The organism is Sphingomonas sp. MM-1 (assembly GCF_000347675.2).
Lineage (GTDB): Bacteria > Pseudomonadota > Alphaproteobacteria > Sphingomonadales > Sphingomonadaceae > Sphingomonas_E > Sphingomonas_E fennica.
The window spans coordinates 23,143-43,433 of record NC_020561.1 but is presented as its reverse complement, the minus strand read 5'-3'; the positions used below and the strand labels follow the sequence as shown (position 1 = coordinate 43,433).

Below are 20,291 nucleotides of genomic sequence, written 5' to 3'. Positions count from 1 at the left end.
CCGCAGGCGGGAGGGGAGCTCTACGCGAAGGTCCACCATCATCCCTTCATCCGGTTGATGTCGTCGACAGCGATCGTGCCGCGGCCGCGGAAATAGATTACGAGAATGGCAAGGCCGATCGCCGCCTCGCCGGCGGCCACCGTCAGCACGAACATGGCGAACACCTGGCCGACGAGATCGCCGAGAAAGGCGGAGAAGGCCACCAGGTTGATGTTCACGCTGAGCAGGATCAGCTCGATCGCCATCAGGATGATGATCACGTTCTTCCGGTTGAGGAAGATGCCGAACACCCCCGTCACGAACAGGATCGCCGAAACGACCAGATAATGCTGGATGCCGATCACAGCTCCACTCCCTGCCCGATAGGCTGGTTGACGTTGCGCACCGCATCCTCGGGACGACGCTTGACCTGATCGGCCACGTTCTGCGGGCGGGTGCCGCCGCGGGCGCGATGGGTCAGCACGATCGCGCCGATCATCGCCACGAGCAGCACGAGGCCGGCAGCCTCGAAGATGTAGAGGTAGCGCGTGTAGATCACGGTGCCGAGCGCCTCGATGTTCGGCACTTCGGCCGGGATCGGGGCGGCGGCGCGCGCCATGTCGATCGCGCCCGCGTTCCAGGCGGCGGTGGCGAACACGATCTCGGCCAGCAGCACCAAGCCCAGCAGCACGCCCAGGGGCGCGTAGCGGGCGACACCGGCGCGCAGTTCCGCGAAATCGATGTTCAGCATCATGACCACGAACAGGAACAGCACCGCGACCGCGCCGACATAGACGATGACGAGCAGCATCGCGATGAATTCAGCGCCGACGAGAACCATCAGCCCCGCCGCGTTGAAGAAGGCGAGGATGAGCCAGAGCACCGAGTGCACCGGGTTCCGCGCGGTCACGGTGAGCACGCCGGACGCGATCACCATGATGGCGAAAAGATAGAAGGCGATCGTCTGAATCACTTTACGATACCACTTCCCCGTTCGTGCCCGTCGGAATCGAGACACGTTGCACTGCGGTCACATCCCGCGGCTTCGCCCGGAAAGAGCGGGTGCCCGGAAGGCGAGGTTGGAATGCGCTGGTCATTACCGATACGGCGCATCGGCGGCAATGTTCGCGGCGATGGCGCTTTCCCAGCGATCCCCGTTCGAAAGCAGCTTCGCCTTGTCGTAGATCAGCTCCTCGCGCGTCTCCGTGGCATATTCGAAATTCGGCCCCTCGACGATGGCGTCCACCGGGCAGGCTTCCTGGCAGAAACCGCAATAGATGCACTTCGTCATGTCGATGTCGTAGCGCGTGGTGCGGCGGCTGCCGTCGTCGCGCGGCTCGGCCTCGATCGTGATCGCCTGCGCCGGGCAGATCGCCTCGCACAGCTTGCACGCGATGCAGCGCTCCTCGCCATTGGGGTAACGGCGCAGCGCATGCTCGCCACGGAACCGGGGCGAAAGCGGGTTCTTCTCGAACGGGTAGTTGATCGTCGCCTTGGGCTTGAAGAAATACTTCAAGGTCAGCCAGTGCGCCTTCACGAACTCCCAGAGAGTGAAGGTCTTTACGTAATGCGCGAGGCTCATGACAGCACGCCCGAATAGCGGGTGAGCATCAGCCACCCGGAAACGATGAACACCCACAGCAGCGACAGCGGCAGGAAGATCTTCCAGCCCAGCCGCATCAGCTGGTCGTAGCGGTAGCGCGGGACCGTGGCCTTCACCCAGGAGAAGACGAAGAAGAAGAACAGGATCTTCGCGAGCATCCAGAAGATGCCGGGGATGGCGTAGAGCGGCGCCCAGTCGATCGGGGGCAGCCAACCGCCCCAGAACAGCACGGCGTTCAGCGCGCACATCAGCAGCACGTTGCCATATTCGCCCAGCCAGAACAGCGCGAAGGCCATGGACGAATATTCTGTCTGGTAGCCGGCGACGATCTCGCTTTCCGCCTCGGTCAGGTCGAACGGCGCGCGCGCGGTCTCGGCCATGGCGGAAATCAGGAACACCACCGCCATCGGGAACAGCAACGGGTTGAAGCCGAAGCCGTTGATGAAGCCGAAGACATGCGCCCGCTGCGCATCGATGATGCCGGAAAGGTTGAACGTGCCGGCCCATAGCACCACCGAGATCAGCACGAAGCCGATCGATACTTCATAGCTCACCATCTGCGCGGCGGCGCGGATGGCGGAATAGAAGGGATATTTGGAGTTCGAGGCCCAACCCGCGAGAATCACGCCATAAACGCCAAGCGAGGATGCCGCGAGGATGTAGAGCAGGCCGACATTGATGTTGGCCAGCACCATATCCGGCCCGAACGGGATCACCGCCCAGCCGATCAGCGCGATGGTGAAGGTGATGATCGGCGCCAGCAGGAAGAGCCCGCGATTGGCGGCGGACGGGATGATGGTTTCCTGCAGGAAGACCTTGAGGCCGTCGGCAAAGGACTGGAGCAGGCCGAACGGCCCGACGACGTTGGGGCCGCGGCGCAGGGCCATCGCCGCCCAGATCTTGCGGTCGGCATAGATGATCATCGCCACGGCCAGCATCAGCGGCAGCGCGATCATCAGGATCAGGATCAGCGTCGCGACGAACCAGCCGAGGCCGTAGCCGAGAACGCCCTGGAACCAAGCGGTCATTCCGCGGCCTCCGCGAAGCTATGCCCATGGATCAGCTCGGCCGAGCAGCGCTCCATCGTGGCGCTCGCCCGCGCGATCGGGTTGGTGAGGTAGAAGTCGGCGATCGGATAGCCGATCGCGCCGGACGCGGCGGCATCGAGCGCCGGCGGCGCCCAGTCATAGGCCGCGAGCCCCTGCTCGCCCAGCGCCGGCACCGCCGCCGCCATCGCCACGCGGAGCGCGTCCAGCGTGTCGAACGGCAGGGTGTGGCCCAGCACGTCGGAAAGGGCGCGGAAGATCGCCCAGTCCTCGCGCGCGTCGCCCGGCGGGAACACCGCCCGGTCGCCGCGCTGCACCCGGCCTTCCAGGTTCACATAGGTGCCGCTCTTCTCGGTATAGGCGGCGGCCGGCAGGATCACGTCGGCCTGGGCCGCGCCGCGATCGCCATGGTGGCCGACATAGACCTTGAAGCTGCCGGCGAAGCGATCGTCGGAAACCTCGTCCGCGCCCAGCAGGAAGACGAGCTTCGGCGCCTTGGCCGCGACGGCCGCGATGCCGCCCGGCTGCGCATAGCCCAGCATCAGCCCGCCCATGCGCGAAGCCGCCATGTGGAGGACGTTATAGCCGTTCCAGCCTTCGCGGATCAGGCCCAGCGGGCCGACCAGCGCCAGCGTTGCGCCCTGCGCGCCGGCCTTCAGACCGCCGCCGCCCAGGATCAGCGCGGGGCGCTGCGCCTTGGCAAAGGCATCCTTCACCTCCTGCGGCAGATTGCCCAGCAGCGACAGATCGTTGCCCAGCCAGGTCACCGGATAGGTGAGGTCGACCTCGGGGCCGATCGCGAACACCTTGGCGCCCTTCTTCACCGCCTTGCGGATGCGGGTGTTGACCAGCGGCGCTTCCCAGCGGACGTTCGATCCGACGATCAGCAGTGCGTCTGCCGTCTCGATGCCGGCGATGGTGGAGTTGAAATTGACCGCCGCCAGATTGGTGCAGTCATAATCCAGCCCGGTCTGCCGGCCTTCCAGCAGGTCCGATCCCATGGCGCCGACCAGCGCCCTGGCCGCGAACATCGTCTCGCAATCGACGAGATCGCCGGCGATGGCGGCCACGCTCGCGCCCGCCTTCACGTCCGCGATCATCTGGAACGCCTCGCCCCAGGTTGCCTCCATGAGGCGGCCGTCGCGGCGCACATAGGGCTTGTCCAGCCGGCGCCGGACCAGGCCGTCCACCGCGTGGCGCGTCTTGTCCGATGCCCATTCCTCGTTCACGTCGTCATTGATGCGTGGCAGCGCGCGCAGCACCTGCCGGCCCCGGCTGTCCAGGCGGACATTGGTGCCGACCGCGTCCATCACGTCGATCGAAGGGGTCTTCTTCAGCTCCCACGGCCGCGCCTCGAAGGCATAGGGCTTCGACGTCAGCGCGCCCACGGGGCAGAGATCCACGACATTGCCCGAAAGCTCGGACGTCACCGCCCTTTCCAGATAGGAGGTGATCTGCATGTTCTCGCCGCGATAGATCGCGCCGATCTCCTCCACGCCGGCCACTTCGTCGGCGAAGCGCACGCACCGCGTGCACTGGATGCAGCGGGTCATGACCGTCTTGACGATCGGACCCATATATTTCTCGGTCACCGCCCGCTTGTTCTCGGCGAAGCGGGAATTGCCGCGGCCATAGGCGATCGACTGGTCCTGCAGGTCGCATTCGCCACCCTGGTCGCAGATCGGGCAGTCGAGCGGGTGGTTGATGAGGAGGAACTCCATCACCCCTTCCCGCGCCTTCTTCACCATCTCGCTGTCGGTGCGGATTTCCTGGTTGTCGGCGGCCGGCAGCGCGCACGAAGCCTGCGGCTTGGGCGGCCCCGGCTTCACCTCGACCAGGCACATCCGGCAGTTGCCGGCGATCGACAGCCGCTCATGATAGCAGAAACGCGGGATTTCCTTGCCGGCAGCCTCGCACGCCTGGAGCACCGTGGCGCCAGCGGGGACTTCGACCTCGATCCCATCGACGGTTAGTTTGGGCATTCGAATTACTCCGCCGCCACCGGAAGGGCGACGCCCTTTGCTTCATAGATGCGCCGCTCGATTTCCGGGCGGAAATGGCGGATCAGGCCCTGGATCGGCCAGGCCGCCGCGTCGCCGAGCGCGCAGATGGTGTGGCCTTCGACCTGCTTGGTCACTTCCTGCAGCATGTCGATCTCGTGCAGTTCGGCATTGCCTTCGCGCAGCCGTTCCATCACGCGCCACATCCAGCCCGTGCCCTCGCGGCACGGCGTGCACTGGCCGCAGCTCTCATGCTTGTAGAAATAGCTGATCCGGCTGATCGCGCGGACGATGTCGGTGGACTTGTCCATCACGATCACCGCCGCCGTGCCGAGGCCGGAGCCGAGGCCGCGCAGGCCATCGAAATCCATCGGCGCGTCCATGATCTGGGCGGCCGGCACCAGCGGGACCGAGGAACCGCCGGGGATCACCGCCAGCAGATTATCCCACCCGCCGCGAATGCCGCCGGCATGGCGCTCGATCAGCTCGCGGAAGCTGATGCCCATGCTTTCCTCGACCACGCACGGCTTGTTCACATGGCCGCTGATCTGGAAGAGCTTGGTGCCCTTGTTGTTCTCCCGCCCGAAGGAGGAGAACCAGGAGGCGCCGCGCCGGAGGATCGTGGGCGTGACCGCGATCGATTCCACATTGTTCACGGTGGTCGGGCAGCCATAGAGGCCAACCCCCGCCGGGAAAGGCGGCTTCAGGCGCGGCTGGCCCTTCTTGCCTTCGAGGCTCTCGATCTGGGCGGTTTCCTCGCCGCAGATATAGGCCCCCGCCCCACGATGGACGAAGACGTCGAAGTCATAGCCCGAACCGCAGGCATTCTTGCCCAGAAAGCCCTTGGCATAGGCTTCGGCCACGGCCGCGAACAGCGTCTCCGCCTCGCGGATGAACTCGCCGCGAATGTAGATATAGGCCGCGCGCGCGCGCATCGCATAGCCCGCGACCAGCGCGCCCTCGATCAGCTTGTGCGGATCGTGGCGGATGATCTCGCGGTCCTTGCAGGAACCGGGCTCGGATTCGTCGGCGTTGATGACGAGGAAGCTCGGGCGGCCGTCCTTGCTCTCCTTGGGCATGAAGCTCCACTTCATGCCGGTCGGGAAGCCCGCGCCGCCACGGCCGCGCAGGCCGGAGGCCTTGATCTCCTCGATGATCGCATCCTGGCCGCGGGCCAGCAGCGCCTTGGTGTCGTCCCAGTCGCCGCGCTTCATCGCCGCGTCGATGTTCCACGGCTGGAAGCCGTAGACGTTGGTGAAGATGCGGTCCTTGTCCGCCAGGGGCGCGATGGCGTCGCTCATGCCCATTCCCCGCGATAATCGTGGTTTTCCGCAACCATTTCCTTCAGCGTCGAAGGCCCGCCTTCCGGGCAGCTCGTCTGCCGGTCGATCTGCGGGCCGGCCTTGGGCGCCTCGCCCCGGGCCAGCGCCTCGAGCACGGCGGTCGTCGTCTCGAAGGTCAGGTCCTCGTAATTGTCGTCGTTGATCTGCACCATCGGCGCGTTGGCGCACGCGCCCAGGCATTCCACCTCGGTCAGGGTGAACAGGCCGTCGGGCGTGGTGTGGCCCTTCTTCAGCCCCTTCTTGTAACAGGCGGAAAGCACGTCGTCCGATCCGCGCAGCATGCACGGCGTCGTGCCGCAGACCTGCACGTGATACCGGCCGACCGGGGCCAGATTATACATGGTGTAGAAGGTCGCGACCTCGAACGCCCGGATATAGGGCATGTCGATCTGCTTGGCGACGAACTCGATCACCGGCACCGGCAGCCAGCCCTGCGTGTTCGTCTCGGCGCCGACCTGGCGCTGGGCGAGATCGAGCAGCGGCATGATCGCCGAATGCTGGCGACCCGGCGGATAGCGGCCGATAATCTCCTTCGCGCGGGCCTCGTTGACCTCGGACCACGCGAAATCGCCCCAGCGGGCGCGGGTTTCGGCTTCGTCGGGGATATGGGCTGCGTCAGCCATTACCGGATGAACTCCACGCGCGACACCTTGTCGCCCTCAAACGAATAGATGGACATGACCTCGAACTTGTCCCCGTCCGGCGCGCGCGCGACCTTCTCGTGCAGCACCACCGTCTCCCCCAGGCACCAGCCCGCGAGGATATCGGCCCGGTTCCGCGGGAATTGCGCGAACATCGCCTTCAGGCCCGAACGCACGCCTTCCCTGCCCTCGCGCAGCACGGCGCCGCGATAGCCCGCCTCGCAGGCATCGTCGGTCATGAACGCCACATAGGCGTCGGCATCCTGCGCGTTGTAGACCTCGATCATCCGGGTCGCGATCGCGATCCGCTCGTCCGCGGAAAGGAGAGTGGCGACGTCGCTCACCGATCGCACTCCCCGAACACGATATCCATCGCGCCCAGAATGGCGGTGATGTCGGCCAGCATGTGCCCCTTGGCCATGAAGTCCATCGCCTGCAGGTGGCTGAACGCGGTCGGCCGGATCTTGCAGCGATAGGGCTTGTTGGTGCCGTCGGAGACCAGATAGACGCCGAACTCGCCCTTGGGGCTTTCCGTTGCGACGTAAACCTCGCCCGCCGGCACGTGGAAGCCCTCGGTATAGAGCTTGAAGTGATGGATCAGCGCTTCCATCGATTGCTTCATCTCGCCGCGCTTGGGCGGCACCACCTTGCGGTCGAGCGACGCGATCGGGCCTTCCGGCATCTGCTGGAGGCACTGCTTCATGATCCGGGCGGACTGGCGGACCTCCTCCACGCGCACCATGAAGCGATCATAGCAGTCGCCCTTCGTGCCGACCGGCACGTCGAACTCCACCTTGTCATAGGCATCGTAAGGCTGGCTCTTGCGGATATCCCAGGGGATGCCCGAGCCACGGATCATGGGGCCGGAGAAACCCCATTTCAGGGCATCTTCCTTGGAAACCACGGCGATGTCGACGTTGCGCTGCTTGAAGATGCGGTTGTCCGCGACCAGGCTGATCGCGTCCTCCAGCAGCCTCGGCAGGCGGGTGTCCAGCCAGTCGCCGATGTCGGTCAGCAGCTTCAGCGGCACGTCCTGATGGACGCCGCCGGGGCGGAACCAGGCAGCGTGCATGCGGGCGCCGGATGCGCGCTCGAAGAAGCCCAGGCAATCCTCGCGCAGCTCGAACAGCCACAGGTTCGGCGTCATCGCGCCCACGTCCATCACATGGCTGCCCAGGTTCAGCATGTGGTTGCAGATGCGGGTCAGCTCCGCGAACAGCACGCGCAGATATTGCGCGCGTTCCGGCACCTCGAGGCCCAGCAGCTTCTCGATCGCCAGCACATAGCTGTGCTCCATGCCGAGCGGGGAGCAATAGTCCAGCCGGTCGAAATAGGGCAGCGCCTGCAGATAGGTCTTATATTCGATCAGCTTCTCGGTGCCGCGATGGAGCAGGCCGACATGCGGATCGGCGCGCTCGACGATCTCGCCGTCCATCTCCAGCACCAGGCGCAGCACGCCGTGCGCGGCCGGGTGCTGCGGGCCGAAGTTGATCGTATAGTTCTGGATCTCCAGATCGCCCGCCGTCTGGGCGGTGTCCGGGGTCAGGGTGTCGTAATCGGTCGCCATCACTTCTTGACCTCATCGGCCTTCAGCGGCGTCGGCGCGCCTTTCGCCTCCGGCTCGGCCTTCTCGTCGCCGGGCAGCACATATTCCGCGCCTTCCCAGGGGCTCATGAAGTCGAAGCTGCGGAAATCCTGGGCCAGCTTCACCGGCTCATAGACGACGCGCTTATGCTCTTCGGAGTAGCGCAGCTCGACGAAGCCCGTCAGCGGGAAATCCTTGCGCTGCGGATGCCCCTTGAAGCCATAGTCCGTCAGGATGCGGCGCAGGTCGGCATTGCCGGCGAACAGCACGCCATACATGTCGTAAACCTCGCGCTCCAGCCAGCCGGCCACCGGCCAGATGGAGGTCACGCTCGGCACCGGGGTCACGTCGTCGGCCGCCACATGCACGCGCAGGCGGTGGTTTCGCGTCACGCTGAGCAGGCAATAGACCACCTCGAAGCGCGGATCGCGATCCGGCCAGTCGACGCCGGCAATTTCCATCAGCTGCTGATAGGCCAGGCCATCGCGCAGGATGGTCATCGCCTCCACCAGCGCTTCCGGGCGGATGTGGAGCGCGATCTCACCCACTTCCTCGCGCGCGTGGACCAGCCGATCGCCCAGCAGCGCGGCCGCCCGGTCGATCACGCCCTCGTTGGAGGCATATTTCGGATAAGGCGCGCTCACCGTTCGATCGTCCCTTCGCGGCGGATCTTCCGCTGCAGCTGCATCACGCCGTAAAGCAGCGCCTCGGCGGTCGGCGGGCAGCCGGGGACGTAAATGTCCACGGGCACAATCCGGTCGCAGCCGCGCACCACGGAATAGCTGTAATGATAATAGCCGCCGCCATTGGCGCACGAGCCCATCGAGATGACATATTTGGGCTCCGACATCTGGTCATAGACCTTGCGGAGCGCGGGCGCCATCTTGTTGCAGAGCGTGCCGGCGACGATCATCACGTCCGACTGGCGCGGGGAGGCGCGCGGCGCGGCGCCGAACCGCTCCATGTCGTAACGCGGCATGTTGACGTGGATCATCTCCACCGCGCAGCAGGCGAGGCCGAAGGTCATCCACCAGAGCGATCCGGTGCGCGCCCACTGGAACAACTCCTCGGTCGACGTGACGAGGAAGCCTTTGTCGTTCACCTCGGACTGGAGGTCGAGGAAGAAGCCCTGGTCGGGCGGCGTGTTCTCGGTGGGCACGCGGACGCCGGGCTGCGCCGAAAGTTCTACTCCCATTCCAGCGCTCCCTTCTTCCACGCATAGATGAAGCCGAGCGTCAGCTCGGCCAGGAAGATCATCATGGCCAGCCAGCCGGCGAAGCCGATAGCGCCCAGCGATACCGCCCACGGATAGAGGAAGGCCGCCTCGAGATCGAAGATGATGAACAGGATCGCGACGAGGTAGAAACGCACGTCGAACTGGGCCCGGCTGTCCTCGAACGCGGGGAAGCCGCACTCATATTCGGCAAGCTTTTCCGGGTTGGGCTTGTCTGCCCCGGTGAACTTGGCCGCGACGATCGGCAGCACCACGAAGGCGGCCGAAAGCACGATCGCTACGCCCAGGAAGAGCAGGATCGGCAGATATCCGGCGGCAACCGACGCCATGATTCATCTCCGCTTGAGCGACATCCGAGTCGGGCCGGCGCCCCGGCGGCTCGAACAATCGCGGAAACCAACAAAACCGGCCTTATTCGGCCTTTCGGCCCGGCTTCTAGGCATGCGGCACCCGCGAAGCAAGGTCCGAAGCCATGAGAATGATTCGCAAAAGTCCGGCGGCGCTTTCGGGGTCAGTTCGCAAGCGGCAGCGCGCGTATCGCGGTCGCGCGCGGCGGCTCCCGGCCGATGGCCGCGCCGCGCGCCGAAAAGCGTTCCCACTGGCCGTCCGCCACGAAAATCAGCCGCTTGTCCGCGATCGCACCCAGCGTCGGTTCGCCCCAATCGGGATTGGCCCGTTCCAGCACGTCCACCGCGCGCACTTCCCGCCCCTTGCGGTCGAGCCGGAGGCGGATGATCCGTCGCGGGATCGATCCGTTCTGGATGGCGATCAGGGCATCCCTGTAGGCGACCAGTCCGTCTATCCCGTCCAGCATCGCCGGAGTCGCGGCGCCGAGGCGGGTTAGCGCGCCGCTCGCCAGATCGAGCAGCGCGATCCCATAGCCATAATCGGCGATATAAAGCCGCTTGCCGTCGCGGGATAATGCCAGCCCCTGCGGATTGCGGAAGCGCCCCGCCGGCAGCAGATCGACAAGCGCCGTGCATCCGGGCCGGCAGACGTGGATCGCCCCGGTCTCGCCATTGCTCACATAGACGCTGCCGTCGGCCCCTATGGCGAGGTCGCCGGGGGACCCCGCCCCGGCAAGCGGAACCCGCCGCACCACCGCCAGCCTGTCGAGATCGACGGCGATCAGCCCCCGGAAGGCGCGCTGCGGCTCGGCCACCTGCTCGGCCAGACCCGACGTCAGCCACAATATCCGGCGCGGACCATCCACCGCCATGCCGAACAGGCCGCCGACCGGGCCGTCCAGCGGCACTGTCCGCCAGCTCCGCCCTTCCCGCACCAGCAGCCGGCCGTCGATCACCGTTCCCGCGAACAGCCGCCTCGTCGCCGCATCCCAGGCGATGCCCTCGACGATGCGATGCTCGGCCGGCACCTCCGTCTCCAGCACGCTGCGGGCGATGATATCGGCATTGTCGTCGAATTTTTCGGAAAGCGCCTCCTCCTCGCCAGGGGCGAGGAAGGGCGTGATGCGGGCGCGGCTGGCGAGGCTCAGGGTGCCGCCCATCGCGGCAAGCCTTTCCACGCCGGCGACCACCGCATCGCCGTCATCGCGCTCGATCGCCTCGCCGATCGCGGCGCGCAGCACCATCGCGCTTTCGGGGAAATGCGCGGGGTCCGCCGTCGCGGCCGGGGATGCCGGCCACGGCGCGGGAACGGGCGGCGCGGCGGCGAGGCACGCGATGCCCGACAGAAGCAGCGCAGGCCGGATCAGCCTGCGCATGCTATCAGCGTGGCGCCTTCAGCGCGCCCGCGACCAGCTTGTGCAGCTTGGAATGGAGCCCGTCGCTGGCCGCCAGGAACTCGCTCCGCTCCACGGCCCGGTCGCCGCCGCGGAAATCGGTGACGAAGCCGCCCGCCTCGCGGACCATCAGCATGCCCGCCGCGACGTCCCAGGGCTGGAGGTCGCTTTCCCAAAAAGCGTCGAAGCGGCCGGCGGCCACCCAGGCGAGGTCCAGCGACGCCGCGCCGAAGCGGCGGATGCCGGCCACTTCCGGGGCGACGGCGGCGAAGATCGCGCTCCACTGCTTGAAATCGCCATGCCCGGCGAAGGGAATGCCGGTCGCCACCAGCGATTCCAGCAGGTCGCGCCGCGCCGAAACGCGCAGGCGGCGATCCTGCAGCCAGGCCCCCCGGCCCTTTTCCGCCCAGAAGCTCTCGTCCGTCAGCGGCTGATAGACGAGGCCGTGGGTGATCTCGGGCCGCCCGCCCGGTCCGCGCGGGTCCTCCACCGCGATGGAGATCGCGAAGTGCGGGATGCCGTGGAGGAAGTTGGATGTGCCGTCGAGCGGATCGACGATCCAGCGGGGCTTGTCCGGATCGCCGGCGATCTCGCCCCGCTCCTCCATCACGAAGCCCCAGTCCGGCCGCGCCTTCTTCAGCTCCTCATAGAGCGTCTGCTCGGCGCGTTTGTCGGCCATGGACACGAAGTCCGCCGGCCCCTTGCGGCTCACCTGGAGCTGCTGGACCTCGTTGAAATCGCGGCGCAGGCGCGGGCCGGCCTTGCGGGCGGCGCGCTCCATGACGGTGATGAGGCCGGAATGGGCAACCATAAATTACTCCCCCCTTCAGGGTTCGGAAGGGGCTGGGGGTGGGAAGATACCCCCTTCCGAACAAACAGGAAGGGGGCGGCAGGATCAATCCGCGCGGCGGACATATTCCTGGCTGTAGACGTCGACGACGATGCGGGTGCCGCTGGAGATGTGCGGCGGCACCATCACGCGCACGCCATTGTCGAGCACGGCCGGCTTGTAGGAGGAAGACGCCGTCTGCCCCTTCACCACGGCATCGGCCTCGACGATGGTCGCCTCGACGGTGTCGGGCAGCTGCACGGAAATGGGCTTTTCGTCATAAAGCTCCATCACCACGTCCATGCCGTCCTGCAGGAAGGCGGCCGCATCGCCCAGCAGGTCGCGCGGCAGGGTGATCTGGTCGTAATTGTCCTTGTCCATGAAGGTCAGCGTGTCGCCGTCCGCGAACAGGAACTGGAAATCCTTGGTATCGAGGCGCACGCGCTCGACCGTCTCGGCCGAACGGAAACGGACGTTGTTCTTGCGGCCGTCGATCAGGTTCTTCATCTCGACCTGCATGTAGGCGCCGCCCTTGCCGGGCTGGGTGTGCTGGATCTTCACAGCGCGCCAGATGCCGCCTTCATATTCGATGATATTGCCGGGACGAATATCCACGCCGCTGATCTTCATGGGTCAGGTCTCATCTTCGGGATTTGAAAGAGCAGCCGCGGCCTTTAGCGTCGCGGGGCTCTTCCGGCAAGCGGCGCTTCGCCGCACCCGAAAAAGCATCGGCCGGAACCCCAGGGGCTCCGGCCGAACATTTGCCTGATCGCAAGGCGATCAGGGGCAGAGGCGAGGATCAGTAAGCGCGGGAGAGATAATCCTGCACCGCCCGGCGCTTCGGCGTCTCCGCCAGCGACTGCCCGGTATATTCGCGCAGGCCCCAGGCGCCATATTGGTCGAACGATCCCGTCGCGGCGTAGAGCGTCATCAGGTCGCCGATCTGGCTGTTCCAGGCCGTCAGATATTTGCGATACATGTCATACATGCGCGGATCGCGGTTGATGGCCGCCACCAGCGTCGGGTTGCCGCGGTTCACCACATGCTGCCCGCCCTCATAGCCGATATAGCGCTTGCCGTAACGCTGGGCGACCACCTTGGCCTTCAGGGCCTTGCTGATGGCCAGGTCCACATCCTCGCTGAGGAAGGCGAAGATGTTCGCGCTGTCGGTGATCGTCGCCCGGGTGCCGGCGAAGGTCGCGCCGCCGAAATAGGGCGCCGTCGACACCGCATCGACATATTGCGCCGTATCGCGGAAGCCGAGGATCATCTCCACCGCCGCCGGATTGTTGTTCTGCGTCGCGACGATGCGGACCAGCCGGCTGGGATCGGCCTTGAACACGTCGGTCCAGATCTTGTTCATCCACGTCGCCTTTTCGGCATAGCGCATGAACATCGCATAGCCCGCCGTGGGCGAAAGCCCCTCGGCCACGCCCTCGGCCTGGGCCTGGTTCGTTACCGGGAAGTTGTAGTTCCACACCTCGTTGGACATCTCGACATAGACCTTCCGGCCCGGCGCGAGATGATCGCGGACATATTCGGCGAAGCGGCGGACATATTCCTCATCCGCGTTCCAGTGCATGTGGAACCAGGGATCGATCCCCGCCTCGTTGGCCAGCGCGACCATGATCTCCACCGCGGGGCCCTGATCGGTATTCTGGACGGTGCTTTCCGCGGTCGTCCGCCTCGCCCAGCTTACCGGGGCGTTGGTGTTCACCTTCTGCCAGTCGAGGAAGCGGATGACGCTGAACCCCTTCAGCGATTCCAGCATCTTGGAGGAGAACATCGCGGTCGGCGACGCATCCTTCTCGCGGCAATCCACCTTTCGCAGCGGATCGGTGGTGTCGATCTTGCTGATCGTCACCCAGGCGGACTTGGGGGTCACGCCGTTGGCGGCCGCCCAGTCGAATTCGAAGCTGTCGGTCGATTTGGCGAGGTTCGTCACCGCCGATCCGCCCGGCGCCAGCGTGCCCTTGCCCTTCCAGGTGCAGCGGATGCGCGTCGCCGTCGGCCCATAGGCGCCCTCCGGCGGGGTCAGCGCCTTGTTCGCCAGCTCGCTCGTCAACAGCGCCTTCATGTCGCCATTGGCGTCCATCCGCGAAGGATCCATCTCGACCCAGCCGGAAACGCCGGGGCGCTGGCTCTTCCACGGGCTGTTGAGCGCGAGGTTCATCAGCGTCCGCTCACCGCCCCAGGTGCTGAGGCCGGCCAAGTTGATGCCCACCGCCGCGCGGGGCGGCAGCGTCACCGGCGGCTTAACCGGGGGGGGCGCGGTTGGAAGTTTGGTGACCGGCGACACCACGGGCTTAGTTGCTTTTTCAAGAACAATCGGCGCGGGAAGAGATATGAGAGAACTTGCCGCATATGCCGCCCCAACAAAGGCCAGCAATGAAGCAGAAACAATTACCGTGCGTCGTGAAATATTCAGACGCGAGGTTGCGACACCATTCATTTTCTATAAAACCTTCATCCAAGCAGCGCCCCACTCGCCAGGAGCTGCTGGACTACCGGCCACGTCATAAAGACTGGTTAAAGGCGAGCCCGATCGCCTCAATTCATCGGATTTTAACGACGAATCCCGACGAATCGAGGCCGCTAGACGGCGAATTGGAAAATTCGGCAAGAAATGGCGCCCGCAAAGATAAGCGCCTCCATTACCTTTCTTGCGGCCGGGAAATCGTCTCGATTGAAGGACCTGCCGCGATTCGCCCGCGATTGCGAATCGGCGCCAGGATTCGCGTGGATTCGCGCCCTCCCCCGTTTCCGCTTGGAGGGCGCGCGATTTTCTCTAAAAGCAGATGGACTTAGCGCATTTCGGAGCTTTTCTCCCATGATCCGTCCGGCCCGGCCTCGCATCCTCGCCTTCGTCACCTGCTTCTTGGCCGCAACTGCCTCCGTATCGGCGGTGGCAGCCGAAACATCTTCGCTTTCGCAAGCATCGGCACCGCAATCTTCCGCCGATGCCCGGCTCAAGGCGATCTATGATGCGGAATGGGCGTGGCGGATGGACCAGTTCGCCATGGTCAGGGACGAGGACGGATGGGATGCGAATGCGGACCGCCTCCCCCGCGTCGATCCGGCGAGCCAGGCCGCCCGCCTCGCTTACTGGACGGACGTGCTCAAGCGGCTGGATGCCATCGCGCCCGATGCGCTCACGGCCGAGGAAGGGATCAATTATGCCGTCTTTCGCACCAGCGTCGAGGCGCTGGCCGCCGACATCCGCTTCAAGGGCTATGAAATGCCCTTCAACAGCGATTCCAGCTTCTGGGCGCATCTTGCCCCCAGCCGGGGTTTCCGCACGGCGGACGATTATCGCCGCTATATCGCCCGCATGCGGGATGTGCCGCGCTATTTCGACGAGAATATCGCCAATATGCGCGCCGGGCTGAAGCGCGGGTTCAGCGTGCCCCGCGCCACGCTCACCGGCCGGGACGCCTCGATCGAGCCCTTCGCCAGCGCCGATGCGGCCGACAACCCCTTCATGGTCCCCTTCGCCCAGATGCCGGACAATATCCCCGCCGCCACGCGCGAGGAGCTGCGCCGGCAGGGCGAGGCCGCGCTTAGGGATGCGGTGGTGCCGGCCTATGCCAGGCTGCTCGCCTTCATGCGCACCGAATATATGCCCAGGGCGCGCACGACGCTGGCGGCCGAGGCGCTGCCGGACGGCAAGGCCTATTATGCCGCGCAGATCCGCGAATATACCACGCTCGACCTGACGGCCGCCCAGATCCACGAGATCGGCCTCAAGGAAGTCGCCCGCATCGACGCGGAAATGCACAAGGTGATGGCAAAGAGCGGCTTCACCGGCACCTTCCCGGAATTCCTCAAATTCCTGCGCACCGATCCGCAGTTCACCGCGAAAACCCCGCGCGAGCTGCTGAGCTATTCCGCTTATGTCGCCAAGAAGATGGACGGCAAGCTGAAGGACGCCTTCGGCCTCCTGCCGCGCTACCGCTTCACCATCCGCCCGGTGCCCGATGCGATCGCGCCGTTCTGGACGGCCGGGCGCGGCGGGCTCGAGGCGTGCTGGATGAACACTTATGACCTGCCGTCGCGCCCGCTCTACAATATCCCCGCGCTCACCCTCCACGAATGCTCGCCCGGCCACAGCTTCCAGGCGGCCCTCGCGCTCGAGGCGCCCGCCCGCCCTGATTTCCGGCGCGAAACCTATTTCTCCGGCTATGGCGAAGGCTGGGGCCTTTATACCGAGTGGCTGGGCGGCAAGCTCGGCATCTATGAAACCCCCTATGAGGAATTCGGCCAGCTTTCCTACGAGATGTGGCGCGCCGCCCGGCTGGTGATCGACACGGGTGTCCATTCCAAGGGCTGGAGCCGGGACCAGGCGATCGCCTATCTGCGCGATCACACCGCCCTTTCGGAACATGAGGTGGAAACCGAGGTCGATCGCTACATCAGCTGGCCCGGCCAGGCGCTCGCCTACAAGCTGGGCGAGATGACGATCCGCCGGCTGCGCGCCGAGGCCGAGGCCAGGCTGGGCGAGAAGTTCGACCAGCGCCCCTTCCACGATGCCATATTGGCGCTGGGCGGCGTGCCGCTGCCGGTGCTGGAACAGCGCATCCACGAATTCATCGCCAACGGCGGCAAATAAAGGGCGGCGGACGGACGTCAGATCTCCTCCGCCCCCAGCTTCGCCGACCAGTGCGCGCGCCGCTCCTTGAGGACGCGGTCGCGCACATTGGCGACATCCTCCTCCACCGCTTCCAGCGCCTCGAAGCGGAAGGAGTCCGCGCCATGGGCCGTCCAGGCCCGCTGCAACCCGGCATGGCGGTGCCCGCCCGCCCGCAGCATGAACCAGAGGCGGTTTTGGATCGTCGAAAGGTCGGGCGCGAACCCCACCCAGCTTTGCCCGGCGGGTCCGCAATGCAGGGCATAGATGCCCGTCGCCACCTTCCGTTCCTTATAAGCGGCCACCGCCGCCTTCCTCGCATTGATCCGCATTTCACTCTCTTGCTTGCAACATCGTCCGCCCGATTATCACCCGGATAATATTGACCTGTCAATTATACCCGGATATATATCTGGAATGATGAACCTGCCCTCGCTGCCATGCACGGCCTTCGCCGGCCCCGATCGCATCGCCCAAGGCCCGCTCGCCGAAGTCGCCCTCGCGGTGAAAGCGTTCGAGGCGGCAAATCCCGGCCGCCCCACCCTCACCTTCGATGATGCGACCGGCGCCGTCATCGATCTCGATCTGCGCGGCACGGATGAGGAGGTGCTTGGCCGCCTCGCCGATCGGGCGCGGCAGGCATCGCCGCCCGAGCCGCAGGCCGGGGAAGGAGCGCGCGGCCGGGGGCGCCCCAGGCTTGGCGTGGTGGCTCGCGAAGTCACCCTCCTGCCCCGCCACTGGGACTGGCTGGGCAGCCAGCCCGGCGGAGCATCCGCGACGATCCGGCGCCTGATCGACGAGGCGCGCCGCGCCGATGACGGAGCGGGCCGGGCCCGCGCCGCGCGCGAGGCCGCCTATCGCTTCATGTCGGCCATGGCCGGCGACCTGCCGCATTTCGAGGAAGCGTCTCGCGCCCTGTTCGCCGGGGATGCCGGAACCTTCGCCGCACGCATTGTGGGCTGGCCGGCGGACATTCGCGACCACGTCGTCCGCCTCGCCTTCCCCGATGCCGCATCCGCCGATCCTGCCTGAAGCTGCTGTCCTACAGCCGGGCGGAAGGCTTAGAAAGCCGCATGATCCCGAGGCACGCCACCACCGGAGCGCAGGATGCGGCGCCCTTTTCCGGGTCGCGCCGGCGGCGATGGCAATCCTCAACTTCCTCAACTTCGCCTGGCGGCCGGGCACTCGCCGTGCGCTCGCTTATTGCCTCCCCGCCTGCTCTCGCCCAATAGGCACGCGGAAAGATCGGGAGACGGACACATGGCGAAGATCGGCATCATCGGGGCGGGCGGACGGATGGGACGCGCGATCGCCACCGCCGCCGCGGATGCCGGCGCGAAGGTCTCGGGCGGGATCGACCGGCCCGGTACCCGGCCCGATGCGCTGGGCGATGTCCCGCTGCTCGCCGATGCCGCCTCGCTCGCGGCCGCCAGCGACGTCATGGTCGATTTCTCGTCGCCGGCCGCACTGGCCGCCCATCTCGACGCCGCCGCCGCCGCCGGCACGCCGATCGTGATCGGCACCACCGGCCTCGAGCCCGCCCATCATGCCCTGATCGATGAAGCGGCGAAGTCCGTCGCCGTCCTCCAGGCCTTCAACACCTCGCTCGGCGTCAACCTGCTCGCCCATCTCGTCCGCGAAACCGCCGCCCGGCTGGGCACGGACTGGGATATCGAGATCGTCGAGATGCACCACCGCCACAAGGTGGATGCGCCCTCGGGCACCGGCATCCTCCTCGGCCAGGCCGCCGCCACCGGGCGCGAAGTGGCGCTGGCCGATGTCGCGGTGCGTGGCCGCGACGGCATCACCGGCGCGCGGCCGGAAGGCGCGATCGGCTTCGCGGTGCTGCGCGGCGGCTCGGTCGCGGGCGATCATCAGGTGGTGTTCGCCGGCGAAGGGGAACGGCTGGAGCTCGGCCATCGCGCCGAAAGCCGCGCCATCTTCGCGCGCGGCGCGGTGAAGGCCGCCCTGTGGCTCGCCGGCCGCGCCCCCGGCCGCTACACCATGAACGACGTGCTCGGGCTCTGACCCTCGCGATGAAGCGCGACGCCATCTTCGAATTCTACCGGCGGCTGGCGGAGGCCAATCCGGCGCCCGAAACCGAGCTTCAATATACCAATCCCTATACGCTGCTGGTCGCGGTCGCCCTTTCCGCGCAGGCGACCGACGTCGGCGTCAACAAGGCGACGCGCCGGCTGTTCGCCGAAGTCTCGACCCCACAGCAGATGCTGGACCTGGGCGAGGAAGGCCTGCGCGATCACATCAAGACGATCGGCCTGTTCAACACCAAGGCGAAGAACGTCATCGCCGCCGCCCGCATCCTCGTCGATCGCCATGGCGGCGAGGTGCCACGGGACCGCGCCGCGCTGGAAGAACTGCCCGGCGTCGGCCGCAAGACCGCCAATGTGGTGATGAACGTCGCCTTCGGCGCAGATACGATCGCGGTCGATACCCACATCTTCCGCGTGGCCAACCGCACCGGCCTCGCTCCCGGCAAGACGCCGCTCGCCGTCGAGCTCAAGCTGGAAAAGGTCACGCCCGCGCCCTTTCGCACCCATGCTCACCACTGGTTAATCCTGCATGGCCGCTATATCTGCAAGGCGCGGAGGCCGGAATGCTGGCGCTGCCCGGTTGCCGATCTGTGCGCGTTCAAGCCGAAGACGCCGCCGCCGGCCGAGGCCAAGGGCTGAAGCTTGCGGCTCCGTCGCAACCATGTCGGCACAGGCATGTCGGGACAGGAGATTTGGACATGAAGATGAAGGCCCTCATCACCGCGTTTCTGATCGGCGGCGCCATGCTCCCGGCATCGGCGATGGCGAAGCCCAAGCCGGATAACCTCACCCCCAAGGCCGATGCGAAGCCGCTCGATTGCGTCAATCTCCGCCAGATCCGCGAAACCCGCGTCCGCGACGACAGCACGATCGATTTCTACATGAACGGCGGCAAGATCTACCGGAACACTCTGCCCAACAGCTGCCCACAGCTCGGCTTCGAGGAACGGTTCGCCTACAAGACCTCGCTCAGCCAGCTCTGCTCGACGGACATCATCACCGTCCTCACCAGCGCCGGCCCCGGCGGCGTCTCGCGCGGGGCAAGCTGCGGCCTCGGCTCGTTCCAGGAAATGCAGGCCCCCGCGAAGAAGAAGTAAGGGAAGCACGGGCAATGGCGGCATCCGCGCCGTTCTTGCCCGCCCTCCCCAGAAATTTGCGCCTCGCGAAGATTTAGGCTGGCTCCCCCCGCCACCCTTTGCTAATCGCGCTTCCCACGCACCCGTAGCTCAGCTGGATAGAGCGCTGCCCTCCGAAGGCGGAAGTCAAGCTGATATTCGGGCGTTTGAGGAAGAAAATAAGGTCGTAGAAACAGGGTTTTAGGCCGATTTTGACGGAAGCGGTTTTTCGAGGCAAAAGCGTCGCGGAAGCACCACGGAAGCAGTCGGCAGATTGACGATTTTCGAGCCCCCAACTAAGGGGGACCGGATGCACTCGTAGCTCAGCTGGATAGAGCGCCGCCCTCCGAAGGCGGAGGCCACAGGTTCGAATCCTGTCGAGTGCGCCAAATTTCCCCTTAGAAATCAAACGCTTCAATCAGGCGTCTTGTGCGGCCTCCAGCGCAATTTCCACCACGGAAGCAGTCGCGGAAGCAGCAATTTCCACCAAACCCCCT

The 20,291-nt window shown here is 65.9% G+C and carries 23 protein-coding genes and 1 tRNA gene; 7 read left to right on the top strand and 17 right to left on the bottom strand.

Annotated features, from left to right (window positions below; genetic code table 11):
- Positions 1-38: 38 nt before the first annotated feature.
- The 16 genes from nuoK to G432_RS00155 all read right to left on the bottom strand — a co-directional run bounded on the left by nuoK (position 39) and on the right by G432_RS00155 (position 14,249).
- On the bottom strand, positions 39-344 hold the full coding sequence (gene nuoK, locus G432_RS00230; RefSeq protein ID WP_015456794.1) for an NADH-quinone oxidoreductase subunit NuoK: 306 nt from the start codon (positions 342-344) through the stop codon (positions 39-41).
- A complete protein-coding gene (locus G432_RS00225) occupies positions 341-952 on the bottom strand; it encodes an NADH-quinone oxidoreductase subunit J (protein WP_015456793.1) in 612 nt (203 codons plus the stop codon). The genes nuoK and G432_RS00225 overlap by 4 nt, the downstream gene beginning before the upstream one ends.
- Positions 953-1,075: 123 nt before the next feature.
- Positions 1,076-1,561 (bottom strand): NADH-quinone oxidoreductase subunit NuoI, encoded by a 486-nt coding sequence (nuoI, locus tag G432_RS00220; RefSeq protein ID WP_015456792.1) that lies wholly within the window; start codon positions 1,559-1,561, stop codon positions 1,076-1,078.
- Positions 1,558-2,610: an NADH-quinone oxidoreductase subunit NuoH gene (gene nuoH / locus G432_RS00215; protein ID WP_015456791.1), complete on the bottom strand. Its 1,053-nt coding sequence runs from the start codon at positions 2,608-2,610 to the stop codon at positions 1,558-1,560. The genes nuoI and nuoH overlap by 4 nt, the downstream gene beginning before the upstream one ends.
- Positions 2,607-4,610 (bottom strand): NADH-quinone oxidoreductase subunit NuoG, encoded by a 2,004-nt coding sequence (gene nuoG, locus G432_RS00210; protein WP_015456790.1) that lies wholly within the window; start codon positions 4,608-4,610, stop codon positions 2,607-2,609. Before nuoG ends, nuoH begins: the two co-directional genes overlap by 4 nt.
- 5 nt (positions 4,611-4,615) lie before the next feature.
- Entirely contained in the window at positions 4,616-5,929 is a 1,314-nt protein-coding gene (gene nuoF, locus G432_RS00205) for an NADH-quinone oxidoreductase subunit NuoF (protein WP_041865013.1), read from the bottom strand.
- Positions 5,926-6,594 (bottom strand): complex I 24 kDa subunit family protein, encoded by a 669-nt coding sequence (locus tag G432_RS00200; RefSeq protein ID WP_015456788.1) that lies wholly within the window; start codon positions 6,592-6,594, stop codon positions 5,926-5,928. The genes nuoF and G432_RS00200 overlap by 4 nt, the downstream gene beginning before the upstream one ends.
- Positions 6,594-6,899: a nuclear transport factor 2 family protein gene (locus G432_RS00195; protein WP_041865012.1), complete on the bottom strand. Its 306-nt coding sequence runs from the start codon at positions 6,897-6,899 to the stop codon at positions 6,594-6,596. The genes G432_RS00200 and G432_RS00195 overlap by 1 nt, the downstream gene beginning before the upstream one ends.
- A 53-nt stretch (positions 6,900-6,952) precedes the next feature.
- Positions 6,953-8,179: an NADH-quinone oxidoreductase subunit D gene (locus tag G432_RS00190; RefSeq protein ID WP_015456786.1), complete on the bottom strand. Its 1,227-nt coding sequence runs from the start codon at positions 8,177-8,179 to the stop codon at positions 6,953-6,955.
- Positions 8,179-8,841 (bottom strand): NADH-quinone oxidoreductase subunit C, encoded by a 663-nt coding sequence (locus G432_RS00185; RefSeq protein ID WP_015456785.1) that lies wholly within the window; start codon positions 8,839-8,841, stop codon positions 8,179-8,181. The genes G432_RS00190 and G432_RS00185 overlap by 1 nt, the downstream gene beginning before the upstream one ends.
- Positions 8,838-9,392 (bottom strand): NuoB/complex I 20 kDa subunit family protein, encoded by a 555-nt coding sequence (locus tag G432_RS00180; protein ID WP_015456784.1) that lies wholly within the window; start codon positions 9,390-9,392, stop codon positions 8,838-8,840. The genes G432_RS00185 and G432_RS00180 overlap by 4 nt, the downstream gene beginning before the upstream one ends.
- Positions 9,383-9,760 (bottom strand): NADH-quinone oxidoreductase subunit A, encoded by a 378-nt coding sequence (gene ndhC / locus G432_RS00175; protein WP_015456783.1) that lies wholly within the window; start codon positions 9,758-9,760, stop codon positions 9,383-9,385. Before ndhC ends, G432_RS00180 begins: the two co-directional genes overlap by 10 nt.
- A 182-nt stretch (positions 9,761-9,942) precedes the next feature.
- Positions 9,943-11,154: an SMP-30/gluconolactonase/LRE family protein gene (locus G432_RS00170; RefSeq protein ID WP_015456782.1), complete on the bottom strand. Its 1,212-nt coding sequence runs from the start codon at positions 11,152-11,154 to the stop codon at positions 9,943-9,945.
- A gap of 4 nt (positions 11,155-11,158) precedes the next feature.
- On the bottom strand, positions 11,159-11,983 hold the full coding sequence (locus G432_RS00165) for an inositol monophosphatase family protein (protein ID WP_015456781.1): 825 nt from the start codon (positions 11,981-11,983) through the stop codon (positions 11,159-11,161).
- Between the two features lie 84 nt (positions 11,984-12,067).
- Entirely contained in the window at positions 12,068-12,631 is a 564-nt protein-coding gene (efp, locus tag G432_RS00160) for an elongation factor P (protein WP_015456780.1), read from the bottom strand.
- Between the two features lie 169 nt (positions 12,632-12,800).
- The gene (locus G432_RS00155) at positions 12,801-14,249 is read right to left on the bottom strand and encodes a hypothetical protein (protein WP_236626822.1); all 1,449 of its coding nucleotides are present in this window, start codon (positions 14,247-14,249) and stop codon (positions 12,801-12,803) included.
- Positions 14,250-14,286: 37 nt separating this feature from the next.
- Between G432_RS00155 and G432_RS23060 the strand changes: the two genes are divergently transcribed.
- Positions 14,287-14,523 (top strand): hypothetical protein, encoded by a 237-nt coding sequence (locus G432_RS23060; RefSeq protein WP_144061953.1) that lies wholly within the window; start codon positions 14,287-14,289, stop codon positions 14,521-14,523.
- Between the two features lie 308 nt (positions 14,524-14,831).
- On the top strand, positions 14,832-16,610 hold the full coding sequence (locus tag G432_RS00150) for a DUF885 domain-containing protein (protein WP_015456778.1): 1,779 nt from the start codon (positions 14,832-14,834) through the stop codon (positions 16,608-16,610).
- A 17-nt stretch (positions 16,611-16,627) separates the two neighbouring features.
- Here G432_RS00150 and G432_RS00145 read toward each other — a convergent pair whose 3' ends face one another.
- Positions 16,628-16,960 carry a GIY-YIG nuclease family protein gene (locus tag G432_RS00145; protein ID WP_015456777.1) on the bottom strand — a complete coding sequence of 111 codons (333 nt, stop codon included), beginning with the start codon at positions 16,958-16,960 and terminating at the stop codon, positions 16,628-16,630.
- An 85-nt stretch (positions 16,961-17,045) separates the two neighbouring features.
- Here G432_RS00145 and G432_RS00140 point away from each other — a divergent pair, with 85 nt between their 5' ends.
- From G432_RS00140 to G432_RS00115, 5 genes are all read left to right on the top strand, one after another.
- On the top strand, positions 17,046-17,660 hold the full coding sequence (locus G432_RS00140) for a DUF2239 family protein (protein ID WP_015456776.1): 615 nt from the start codon (positions 17,046-17,048) through the stop codon (positions 17,658-17,660).
- 228 nt (positions 17,661-17,888) lie between these two features.
- Positions 17,889-18,656 (top strand): 4-hydroxy-tetrahydrodipicolinate reductase, encoded by a 768-nt coding sequence (gene dapB / locus G432_RS00135; protein WP_015456775.1) that lies wholly within the window; start codon positions 17,889-17,891, stop codon positions 18,654-18,656.
- Between the two features lie 8 nt (positions 18,657-18,664).
- On the top strand, positions 18,665-19,318 hold the full coding sequence (gene nth, locus G432_RS00130; protein WP_015456774.1) for an endonuclease III: 654 nt from the start codon (positions 18,665-18,667) through the stop codon (positions 19,316-19,318).
- Between the two features lie 59 nt (positions 19,319-19,377).
- A complete protein-coding gene (locus G432_RS00125) occupies positions 19,378-19,776 on the top strand; it encodes a hypothetical protein (RefSeq protein WP_015456773.1) in 399 nt (132 codons plus the stop codon).
- 330 nt (positions 19,777-20,106) lie between these two features.
- Positions 20,107-20,183, top strand: a tRNA-Arg gene (locus tag G432_RS00115).
- Positions 20,184-20,291: the final 108 nt, after the last annotated feature.